This window comes from Cellulosimicrobium sp. CUA-896, from assembly GCF_001942335.1.
GTDB lineage: Bacteria > Actinomycetota > Actinomycetes > Actinomycetales > Cellulomonadaceae > Cellulosimicrobium.
Map to the genome: position 1 here is coordinate 17,859 of NZ_MKKH01000023.1, position 10,821 is coordinate 28,679.

Sequence of the window (10,821 nt, forward strand, 5' to 3'; positions counted from 1 at the left end):
CGGCTCCGGGGACGTGCGGGTGTGTGCGGGCAGACGAAGGCCGCGGCACCGAGCCCGAGGGCGGTGCCGCGGCCGTCGCGGCGAAGGGGTCAGCCCTGGCTGGTCTCCTCGGCGTGCTCGTGGTCGTGCCCCTCCTCGGAGTGGTCGTGACCCTCCTCCGAGTGCTCGTCCTCACCCTCGGTGTGCTCGTGCTCCTCCTCGGAGTGGCCCTCCTCGGACGAGCCGTGCTCCTGCGAGCCGGCCTCGACGTCGCCGGAGACGCCGTTGATCTCGTTCGGCTCGACGTCGAGCTCGACCGTGTTCCAGACCTCGCCGGTCTCGATGTCGACCGCGTGGATGGCCTGGTTCGCGGGGTCGGTGACGTAGGCGGACCCGTCGAGCATGAAGATCGCGGGGCGCGGCGACTGCCACTCCTCCGGCTCCTCCCACGCGTCGATGACCGGGATGGAACGGGTGAGCTGCTTCGTCGCAGGGTCGATGACGTGGATCTGGCCGTCGGTGCCGAGCACCAGCGCCTCGCCGTCCTCACCACGGGCGAGGGAGCGGAAGGTGTAGCTCGACGGGAGGTCGACGAGCGTCAGCTCGCCCGTCGCGGTGTCGGTGAGCGAGACGCGCGTGGGGCGCTCGAGGTCGGCGTCGGGGTCGGACTTGTAGTCGCCGAGGACGACCGTCGACTCCTCGCTGCCGGCCTGGTTGCCGATGCGGCCGTACGCGTCGGGGCTCGCGACCTTCGTGATCTGACCGTCCTTGACGATCAGGACGCCGGTCTCGCAGCCGACGAGGACCGCCTCGTCCGCGGCCATCGCCTCGCCGTGGACACCGGGGCACTCGTCGGACGCGGCGACCTCGGTCCCCTCGGCGTCGAGCACGCGGATGCCGGTGCGGGCGTCCTCGGTGCCCTCGGAGACGACGACCGTGCCGTCGGACAGCTCGACCGCGACGCCGTGGTGCGCCTCGGGCGTCGTGAGCTCGCGCGCCTCGCGCGCCTCGTCCGCGACGTCGCCGGAGTCGACGATCGTGATCTCGCCGGTGCCGTCGTCGAAGAGCGCTGTGCGCCCGGCGTGCACGACCACATGGCCGGGCTTCTCGGCGTCGAACACGACGTCGGTGAGCTCCGGGTCGGCCGTGTAGTAGTGGTTGTGGTCGCCGTGCGGTTCAGCCCAGGCGCCGGCGTCGAGCACCTGGAAGCCACCCGTCGTCGAGACCAGGAGGTGACGGCCGTCGCCGGCCCCGTTGAGGCGGTTGAAGCCGTCGAGCTCGATGTCGTCGAGGACCTCGAGCGTCTGGGCGTCGAGGACCTGGATGCCGCCGTCGTACGTGACGGCGAGGCGCGGGGTGCGCGCGGCGGCCTCGGTGGGCTCGTTCGCGGTCTCCTCGGCGGCGGGCGAGCTGCTCTCCTCGGCGGCGGGGCTGCCGGAGGAGCACGCGGCGACGAGCGCCAGCGGGATCGCGAGCCCCAGGGCCGCCAGCGGCCGGCGGCGGGAGCGGGTGGTGAGAGACATGGGTGGTCGGGCTCCTGCGCGGAGACGCACGGAGCTCACTCCTTTCCGGTGGGTGGTCCTGATGCCGGCGAGCGGCGTCGCCGTCACCGTAGCAGGAAATGGAATCATTCTCATTATCCCGCCCGCCGTCACTGCCCGGCGGCGACCGACCTCCCGCACGGGGCGCACACGCCGTGCAGGCTCACGCGCACCTCGACGTCCACGAAGCGCTGGGAGCGCCCGGCCTCACGAGCCCAGGCGTCGACGACGCCGCGCGACGCACCCACGGCCGAACCGCACCGCACGCACACGAGGTAGAGCGGCGCCCCGGTCGGCACCGCGCCCCGGAAGCCGGCACGCCCGTCGGCGAGCACGGCGGCCTCGACGGCACCCGCGCGCTGGAGCTCGCGCGTCGCGCGGTAGACGGACGCGAGACCCACGCCCTGGCCGCGGCGAACCAGCGCGTCGTGGATGTCTCCGACGGCGCGGAAATGCTCGGACGCGCTCAGCTCGTCCAGGACGAGGCGACGAGAGGTCGCGCGACGACCCGGCGAGCGGGGGGATCGACGGTCGGGCGTCCTTGCCACCGCTGCCCTCCAGGGTGTTGTGGGGTCGCTACATGACAATGATTATCATCATGACGTAGCGCGCGGCCATCTCGGGCCGCGCGCCCGCGTCGGTGCCTCAGCGCCGACCCGCCGAGCACCGCCAGAAGGGACGACCATGCACACCCGTTCACGCGTCGCGGGGGCGATCCTGGGAGCGGCCGCGCTCCTCGCGACGTCGCTCGCACCGGCAGCCACGGCTGCCGAGGGTCCACCGCCGCCGAGCACCGAGCTGCAGGTGCTCTCGCGCGTCCACACCGACGCCGTCTCCACGTTCCTCGACGACGGCAGCCTGGAGCTGGGCACGAAGGCGGACCTGCCCGCGGGCAACGGGACCCGCCTCGACCCGGCGACGGTCCTGTTCCACGTGGACGACGCGTCACGGCGCACCGTCGCCGCGGGGTACGAGTTCATCGGGCCTGTCGCTCCGCCATGTGGGTCGCCCCCGAGGCGAACCCGTCGGGCGCGGGGGGCGGCTACACCCAGCTGTGGCCCGGGTTCTCCACCGAGTCGGTACCGGCCGGGGCGCTCGTCGACGACACGACGACGTTCACCCTCACCGACGTGCGCGGGCCCGGGGAGCTGGAGCTGTTCTCCGGCGGCGGCCTCGAGGACGTCCGGCGGCTGTGGTCGAGCGACGAGGACATCTCCTCGTTCCAGGTCGGCCGCACCCACATGCACGCCAACTGGGCGTTCACCGCCCCGGGCCGGTACGCCGTCGACGTCCGGGCCGAGGCGACCACGGCAGCCGGCGCCCCGGTCTCGGCGGAGAGCACCTACACGTTCGTCGTCGGGCCGATGGCCCCGGCGGTGGAGACGAGCACGACGCTGGCTGTGGACGCGACCGCGGTCCAGCCGGGCGAGACGGTGACGCTCGACGCGACCGTCACCCCCGCGGGCGCGGTGGGTTGGGTCGAGTTCCTCGACGGCTCCACCACGCTCGGCCACGCCGAGGCTACCGACGGCCGGGCCTCCCTGGCCGTCACCTCGCTCCCCCTCGGCGAGCGCAGCGTCACCGCGCGGTTCGTCCCCGCGGTGACGAACGACTTCGCCGGGTCGACGTCGGACGCGCGTGTGGTCACCGTGACGGAGGAGCCCGGGGGCGAGACGTTCGGGATCGCCGGCCTCCGCGACTCCTGGGCAGCGGGAGAGATGATCGAGCTGCACGCACGGGGCGTCACCCTGGGTGAGGGCGAGAGCCTCCGCTGGGTCATCCGCTCCGCACCGGACGCCACCGAGTACGTCGCCACGACCGGCGACACGTTCGTGCGTGACGCGACGACGGCGCTCGACGGCGCCGAGATCCTGCTCGAGCTGCGCGGCACGGTCGACGGGAGGGGCACGACCCTCGCGGAGACCCCCTACCACCGCCTGACCGTGACCGGCCCGGACGTCGGCTCCGGCGCGCCCATCACCCTCACCGGGCTCGAGGACTCCTACCACGTCGGCGACCCGATGGTCGTCACCGCGGAGCACGCGCCGCTCTTCGACGGTCAGTCCTACCGCTGGGTGATGCGCGGTGTCCCGTACGGTCTCGAGTGGGGCGAGGTCTACACCGTGCCCATCGGGGACAACCCCTTCACGCTCGACCCGGCTTGGGTGCGGTTCTCCGAGGTCGCGCTGCAGATCGTCGCGGCCGACGGGACCGTGGTCGGCCAGTCCCCCGCCATCCATCCCGAGACGGCCTCGCGGGAGCTCCTGCTGTCCGGCGCACGCTCGGTGTACCGCGCGGGCGAGACCGTCGAGCTGTCGTCGGAGCTCCACCCCGACCGGTCCGGTCTCACCTACGCCTGGAGCGTCGGCACCTCGCTGTACGCGTCGGAGCCGGTCGCGAGCGAGACGGGGACCACGGTGTCCGTGCCCGTGACCGCCGACATGGACGGCCACAAGGTGTTCCTCGTCGTGACCGACACGGCCACCGGGTTCCGCGTCGCGCAGTCGAGCGCCATCGTCCGCGTGACCGACGCGGCCCCGACGAGCAGCTCGTGCTGCTCGACGGCCTCGCCGGGCACTACCACCAGGGCAGCACCATCGGGCTGCGGGCCACCGCGGAGCCGGTCGCGAGCGACTCCGACACCTGGCTGTGGGAGTGGAAGCGCCCCGACCAGGACGCCTGGACGGCGATCCCCGGCGCGACGGCCGCGAACCACGACGTGGTCGCCGAGCAGGCGCTCGACGGGACGCAGGTCCGCGCCACGTTGCGCACGAGCGAGGGGACCGACCTGGCGACGAGCGAGACGGTGACGATCCTCGTCGACGACCACGGCGCACCGGCTCGGCAGAAGGCCGCGGTGACGGGGCTCGAGGAGCAGTACGCGGCCGGCGACGAGGTGGTGCTCGAGGCGACGGTCGAGCCCGTCTCCGTGCTCGACCGCTGGGAGTGGTACCTCCAGCGCCCGGGGACGGACACGCCCGCCCTGCTCGAGGACACGCTGACGTCGCGCCTGACGTTCGAGGCCGCCGAGGAGCTCGACGGCGCCGCGCTGTTCGCGCGCCTCACGTTCGACGACGGCCGCGCGTACGTCGAGTCGCCTCCGGTCGTGCTGTCGGTCGTCCCGGGGCCGATCCCAAGCCCGAGCCCGAGCCGAGCGATCCGGGCACCGAGCCCACGGATCCGGGAACCGCCCCGCAGCCCGAGCCAGAGCCGACCGACCCCGGCACGGACCCGGACCCGGCGCCCACGGACCCGGGCACCACCCCGGCGCCGCAGCCGACCGATCCGGGCACGGACACGTCCGGCGCGAAGCCCGACGGTGCCCCCGCCGGGCGGACGCCGGCGGACCTCGACGGGACGCCGCAGGGTGGCGTGGACCTCTCGACGAGCTCCCCGCGCCAGGGCCAGGTCGTCACGGTGAGCCTCGGCGCGGAGCACGCCGACGCGTGGGTCGCCGCGTGGCTCTTCTCGGAGCCGACGCTGCTCGGCGGCGACTGGGTCCGGGCCGACGCGGAGGGCGACCTCGCCGTCCGCATCCCGGCGGGCACGCCGACGGGTGAGCACCGCCTCGCGGTGTTCGCGACCGACGGCACGCCGATCGGGTGGAGCTCGGTCGAGGTCGAGGAGTCGACGGGCGCCACGCCGACGGACCGCCTGGCCACCACGGGCAGCTCGACGGTCTGGCTCCTCGCCGTCGCCGCGGCCGTGCTGGCCGTCGGCGCGGGAGCCGTCCTCGCGGCGCGCCGGTCGCGCATGCGCGCGGAGGCCACCCCGCAGGGCTGACGGTCCCGCCGCCGCCACGGGCGCGGTACCCGGCTCCGGCCGGGTACCGCGCCTGCTGCGTGGCGCCGCATTCTTGACGCCACTGAGAATGTTTATCATCAGAGGGTGCCGTCCCGCCGCACCACCGTGCCCGTGGTCGTCGTGTCCGGGTTCCTCGGGTCCGGCAAGACGACCGTCCTCAACCACCTCCTCACGCGGGCGGACGGGCGCCGCCTCGCGGTGGTCGTCAACGACTTCGGGCGCACCGGTATCGACCCCCTCCTCGTCGACGGCGGCGCGGAGAGCATCGACAGCGTGGCGGGCGGCTGCCTGTGCTGCGCGGTGGACGCCGACGACCTCCCGGCGCTGATCTCCCGTCTCGCCCGGGCGCGCCCCCGCGTGGACGCGGTCGTGCTGGAGGCGAGCGGCCTCGCCGAACCGGCCACGCTCGCACGGCGGGTCGCGCTGCACCCGGACGCGCGCGTGGCGGCGCTCGTCCACGTCGTCGACGCCGCGGAGGCACTGGCCGTGCTTGCGGACCACCCGCAGCTCCGCCGCCACGTCGCGACGGCCGACGTGGTCGTCCTCAACAAGACCGACCTGGCCGACGACGCCGCGGCGGCGGAGGCGTGGTGCCGCGGACAGAACCCCACCGCACCGCTCGTGCGGACGGTGCACGGCCGCCTGGACCCTCGCCTGCTCCTCGACCCCGCTCCGCGGCGCACTGCGCCGTGGCAGCCGCCGCTCGCCCTCGCGAGCGATACCTACCTGCCGCCGGACGACCACGACCACGACCACGACGAGGACGGTCAGGCGGCGCACGTCCACGAGGCGTACGCGAGCGTCGAGCTGGTCACCGACGCGCCCCTGGACCGCGAGCGGCTCGCGGCGGTCTTCGAGCCGCGCCCACCGGGTCTGTTCCGCGCCAAAGGTGTCGTGCGGGTCGCCGAGCCCGACGGGCAGACCAGGACCCTGGAGCTCCACGTCGTCGGGCGCCAGGTGCGCTGGGCCCCGCACCGCGGCACCACCGACGGCGTCAGCCGCCTCGTGTGCATCGGCGCGGGGGATGGACGAGGCACGCGTCCGGGCGCTGCTCGACGCGTGCCCGGTGCCCTAGGCGCGCGACCCGACCGGGGTCCTCTCCTCCGCCGGCCCGGGGAGGTCGGTGTCGCGCCGCGCCTCGTCCTCGGGCGTGCGGGCGGAGGAGTGCAGGCGCCGTCGGGCGAGGAGCCCGTGGCGGGGTGCGAGGAACCACGCGAGGAGGAACACGGCCGTGGCGACGAGCACGATGGTGCCGCCGGCGGGCAGGTCGAGGCTCCACGACAGGTAGAGCCCGACGAGCGCGGAGCCGCCGCCGATGACCGGGGCGAGCAGCATCATGACGCCGAGGCGGTCGGTGAGCAGGCGCGCCGCCGCGGCCGGCGTGATGAGCAGCGCGAGCACGAGGATGTTGCCGATCGTCTGCACGGAGATGACGATCGCGATCGTCACGAGCACGTAGAGCACGAGGTCGAGCCAGAAGACCGGGAGGCCGGCGGACCGGGCCATCTCGCGGTCGAGGCTGACGGCGACGAGCTCCTTGTGGAGCAGGAACGCCACGAGGAGCAGCACCGCGCCCGCGACGGCGACGACGTAGACGTCCTCGTCGGGGATGCCGGTGATGGAGCCGAAGAGGAACTGCTGGAGAGAGCCCGCGTACCCGGGCGCCGTCGAGATGACGACGATGCCGAGCGCGAACGCCGCGACGAAGAAGACCCCGATGATCGAGTCCTCCTTGAGCCGGCGGTTCTGCGAGAACACCGCGACGAGCACCGCGGTGACCACGCCCGCGACGGCACCGCCGAGCACGAGCGAGCCCTGGAGCACGAACGCGACGGCGAGGCCGGGGAAGACGGCGTGCGCGACGGCGTCGCCGATGAACGCCATGCCGCGCAGCACGACGTGGCAGCCGATGACGCCGCACACGACGCTCGACATCACCGCGACGAGGAGCGCCTTGGGCAGGAACGCGAGATCGGGGTTGAGCAGGTCCTGGACGAAGTCGCCGATCGAGATCACGCGTCCCCCTCGTGGTCGACGGTCGTGGACAGGCCCAGCGCGGCGAGCAGCGGCGACCCGGTGGCGATCCCGAACGCCCGCATCCACACCTCGGGGTCGCGGAGCTCGGCGGGCGTGCCCGTGGCGACGACGGTCCGGTTGAGCAGGCAGATGCGCGTGCACGTGTGCATCGCGGCGACGAGGTCGTGCGTCGTCATGAGCACGGCCTTGCCGTCCTCGCGCGCGAGCTCCGCGAACAGGTCGGTGAGCAGCTCCTGCGTCGGCACGTCGAGCCCGGTGAACGGCTCGTCGAGCAGCAGCACCCGCGGCCCGAGCGCGAGCGCCCGCGCCACGAGGACGCGCTGGCGCTGCCCTCCGGACAGCTCGCCGACGGGGCGCTTGCGCAGGTGCGTCATGCGGACCCGGTCGATCGACTCCCGCGCCGCGCGGTAGTCGGCCACGCCAGGTCGGCGCAGCCACCCGATGCCCCGGACCCGGCCCGAGAGCACGGCGTCCTCGACCGAGACGGGGAAGTCCCACGCGAACTCGTGCCGCTGCGGGACGTAGCCGACGGCGCGGGTGCCCGCGCTCCCGGACGCACCGTCGACGAGCACCTGCCCGGCCCGGCGGCGCACGAGCCCGAGCACGGATCGGAGCAGGGTCGTCTTGCCCGCGCCGTTCGGGCCGATGAGCCCGACGAGCTCCCCTGCGTCGACGTCGAGGTCGGCGTCGTGGAGCACGAGACGCCCGCCGAGCTCGACCGACACGTCCCGGACGCTCAGCGCGTGAGCGCCGGCACCGCGCTCGTCCGTGCGTGCGACCGGGGGCGCGCCGGTCGTCGCAGCGGCGGTCACGAGGCGTCCGCCTCGCGGTCGGCGGCCGCCCGCGCGCGCCGTCCTCGCAGGACGGTCAGGCCGACCGCGGCGACGAGGACCAGCACCACGAGGCCCGCCCACAGGGCGACGGTCGACGTGGCGGACTCCTCGTCCGTCCCCGCGGCGTCGTCGGACACGGCGCCACCGTCCGCATCCTCGTCGTCCGCCGGATCCGCGGTCTCGGACGGAGTCGGGCTCGCGGTCGCCGCGTCCTCCTGCGATTCCTCGGCGGCCGCGAGCGCGGTCTGCGGGTCGGTCGACGTCCCGACGGCGAAGCGCAGGACGGCGGGGTCCTCGACCGTCGTCCCGTCGACGAGGTCGGCGAGCACGGTCACGTCGAGGGTGTAGACGCCGGGCTCGGTGAACACCCAGTTGGCGTGGACATGGGTGTTGACCTCCATCCACAGGTCCTGGGGGTAGTCCGCGCCCGACGTCCACAGCACGTTGGGCGGGCCCGTGACGCCCTCCTGGAGGAAGAGGAAGAACGCGCCGGGACCCTCGACGCCGTCCAGGCGCAGGGTCGCGCCGCGCCCGATGCGCTGCGTGACCTCGGGGTCCTGCGTGTTCCAGCCGAGCCACACGACGTCCGGGGCCTGCACCTGCGGCACGACGTACAGCGGCGTCCCCGGGTCGACGCCGAGGAAGGCGAAGTCCGGGCTGTCGGGGGCCGGCAGGACCGACTCGTCGTGCACGTGCAGCACGGTCTCGTCCGGTGACCGCCACACGGGCGGGGCCGTCCGGTCGTCGCGCGCCTGCAGGGTCCACGTGCCGTCGAGGAAGCGCGGGCCGACGTCGACGTGACCCTCGGTCACGACCTCCGGTCCCTCGACGGTCGCCTCGTCCGCGCCGACACGCTGCTGCAGCCCGGGGTCCTCCGGCGTGTCACCGGCTGCGGGGAGCGCTGCGAGCGGCAGCGCGAGGAGTGCGGCGAGCAGCGCCGCGACCGATCGGGTGATCATGAGATTCCTTCGGGTGTGGGTCACGCGAGGCAGCGACGCAGCGAGTCGGCGTTCGCGCGCATCATCTGGACGTAGGTGGTGACGTCGCCGTCGAACGCGTCGGAGTAGAGGGGGCAGACCTGCACGCGTTCTCCTCGGCGACCTCGGTGAGCACCGACGAGCGCGCGGCGAGGTTCGGCTCGAGGAACACGGCGGGGACCTGGAGCGTGCGGACGGTCTGCGTGAGCTTCGCGCGCTCGGCCACGCTCGGTTCCGTCGCGGGGTTCGGGGTCACGAAGCCCGCGATCTCGACGTCGTAGGCCTTGCCGAGGTACGCGAACGCGTCGTGCGTCGTCACGAGGTGGCGTCGCGACCGGGGGATCTCGTCGATGGTCCGTTGCACGTAGGCGTCGGTCTCGTCGAGGGTGCGCAGGTAGGTCTCGGCGTTGGCGCGGTACTCCGCGGCGCCGGCGGGGTCGACCTCGATGAGCGTGTCGCGCATGATCTCGACGTAGGCCTGCGCGTTGCGCACGTCCTGCCACAGGTGGGGGTCGATCTCGCCGTGCACGTGCTTGCCGAGGACGGCCTGCGGCAGCTGGTAGATCTGCTCACCGGGCCGGCCGAGGAAGCCGAAGCCCTCGCCCGCCGGCACGGGTGCGAGCGCCTTGTTCGGCACCGAGATCACGGTGTCGTCGAGATCGTGCACGTGGTGGTGCCCGCCGACGTCCTCGGACGAGTCGGAGGCGACGACGATCTCCCCCGAGTCGAGCTGGACCGCCAGGTCCGCGTGGCCGCCGTCGAGCACCTCCGCGCCCTCCGTACCGGGCACCGACCACGGGTCGACCCCGACGGCGAACGTCACGGTCGCCGAGCCCACGTCGACGGGTTCGGCCTCGGGCGACGGGCGGAGCTGGGCCTCGAGAGTGAGCCGGTAGACCCCGGGCTCGGAGAACGTCCAGCTCATGTGGGTGTGCGCGCTCGTCGGCAGCGTCACGGCGTCGTCCTCGTCGAAGCCGTCGGCCGAGTCGAAGTACACCCGCGGGTTCCCGAACGTCTCCGTGAGGTAGCCGGTGAGCTGTCCCGGCCCCTCGACGTCGGTCGCGGTGAGCAGCACGTCCGACGCGCGGGTCGCGCCGTGCTCCGCGCCCGTGCCGTCGACGGCGAGGCCGAGCCAGATCGTGTCGAGGTTGACGTTCTCGACGAGCGGGATGATCTCGGCCGCGTACTTCACGGCGGACTCCGCGAGCGAGACGTTCGGGACGCCGTCCGGGAGGTTGGCGTCGAGCATCGTGATGATGCGGTGCTCCTCCAGGAGCATGTAGTTGCTGAACGCGACGTCGGTGTAGACGACGTCGCGCACGTCTCGCAGGGACGGCTCGTAGGAGTGCGGGTCGCCGCCCTCGGGCACGAGCGACGTGACCGTCGCGCGGTCGCCGGCCACGTTGCGCGCCAGGTCGGCGAGGACGCCCGTCGTCGTGACGACGCTCAGGCCGTCCGCGGGATCGGGCTCTCCCACCGCCGGGGCGCACCCGGCGAGCGCGCCGGCGAGGCAGCCGACCAGCACGGCGCGCACGGCGCGCTCCCGACGCGGGTGTTCACGGGGTGTCATGGCGGGAGCACTTTCTCGAGAGGTCGGGCCCGGCCCGCGGCGCCGCCACCGGAGGTGGAGGTGGAGGTGGCGCCGCGGGC

At 73.8% G+C, this 10,821-nt stretch carries 9 protein-coding genes and 1 pseudogene; 4 read left to right on the plus strand and 6 right to left on the minus strand.

The genetic code is table 11. The features are described from left to right. Positions 1 to 89 precede the first annotated feature (89 nt). Together aztD and BJF88_RS09250 are read right to left on the minus strand one after the other, a co-directional pair. Positions 90 to 1,502 (minus strand): zinc metallochaperone AztD, encoded by a 1,413-nt coding sequence (gene aztD / locus BJF88_RS09245; protein WP_075828581.1) that lies wholly within the window; start codon positions 1,500 to 1,502, stop codon positions 90 to 92. A 128-nt stretch (positions 1,503 to 1,630) separates the two neighbouring features. Further along, positions 1,631 to 2,068, minus strand: a complete 438-nt coding sequence (locus tag BJF88_RS09250) for a Fur family transcriptional regulator (RefSeq protein ID WP_075828582.1) — start codon at positions 2,066 to 2,068, stop codon at positions 1,631 to 1,633. A gap of 450 nt (positions 2,069 to 2,518) precedes the next feature. Here BJF88_RS09250 and BJF88_RS09255 point away from each other — a divergent pair, with 450 nt between their 5' ends. The 4 genes and pseudogenes from BJF88_RS09255 to BJF88_RS23435 form a co-directional block, all read left to right on the plus strand. Further along, entirely contained in the window at positions 2,519 to 4,330 is a 1,812-nt protein-coding gene (locus BJF88_RS09255) for a choice-of-anchor M domain-containing protein (RefSeq protein ID WP_075828583.1), read from the plus strand. Continuing rightward, complete coding sequence (locus BJF88_RS09260; protein WP_139315988.1) at positions 4,327 to 4,941, plus strand: hypothetical protein; 615 nt, start codon at positions 4,327 to 4,329, stop codon at positions 4,939 to 4,941. Before BJF88_RS09255 ends, BJF88_RS09260 begins: the two co-directional genes overlap by 4 nt. Further along, positions 4,938 to 5,303, plus strand: a complete 366-nt coding sequence (locus tag BJF88_RS09265) for an LPXTG cell wall anchor domain-containing protein (RefSeq protein ID WP_139315989.1) — start codon at positions 4,938 to 4,940, stop codon at positions 5,301 to 5,303. Before BJF88_RS09260 ends, BJF88_RS09265 begins: the two co-directional genes overlap by 4 nt. Before the next feature lie 141 nt (positions 5,304 to 5,444). Next, positions 5,445 to 6,332 (plus strand): annotated as a pseudogene (locus BJF88_RS23435) (GTP-binding protein); the annotation flags it as partial. Positions 6,333 to 6,395: 63 nt separating this feature from the next. Here the strand turns inward: BJF88_RS23435 and BJF88_RS09280 are convergent. The 4 genes from BJF88_RS09280 to BJF88_RS09295 form a co-directional block, all read right to left on the minus strand. After that, complete coding sequence (locus BJF88_RS09280; RefSeq protein WP_222843969.1) at positions 6,396 to 7,340, minus strand: anchored repeat-type ABC transporter permease subunit; 945 nt, start codon at positions 7,338 to 7,340, stop codon at positions 6,396 to 6,398. Continuing rightward, positions 7,337 to 8,173 (minus strand): anchored repeat-type ABC transporter ATP-binding subunit, encoded by an 837-nt coding sequence (locus BJF88_RS09285; protein ID WP_083649011.1) that lies wholly within the window; start codon positions 8,171 to 8,173, stop codon positions 7,337 to 7,339. Before BJF88_RS09285 ends, BJF88_RS09280 begins: the two co-directional genes overlap by 4 nt. Then, on the minus strand, positions 8,170 to 9,153 hold the full coding sequence (locus BJF88_RS09290; RefSeq protein WP_075828586.1) for a choice-of-anchor M domain-containing protein: 984 nt from the start codon (positions 9,151 to 9,153) through the stop codon (positions 8,170 to 8,172). The genes BJF88_RS09285 and BJF88_RS09290 overlap by 4 nt, the downstream gene beginning before the upstream one ends. Positions 9,154 to 9,214: 61 nt before the next feature. Next, the gene (locus tag BJF88_RS09295) at positions 9,215 to 10,741 is read right to left on the minus strand and encodes an anchored repeat ABC transporter, substrate-binding protein (RefSeq protein WP_255371913.1); all 1,527 of its coding nucleotides are present in this window, start codon (positions 10,739 to 10,741) and stop codon (positions 9,215 to 9,217) included. Positions 10,742 to 10,821: the final 80 nt, after the last annotated feature.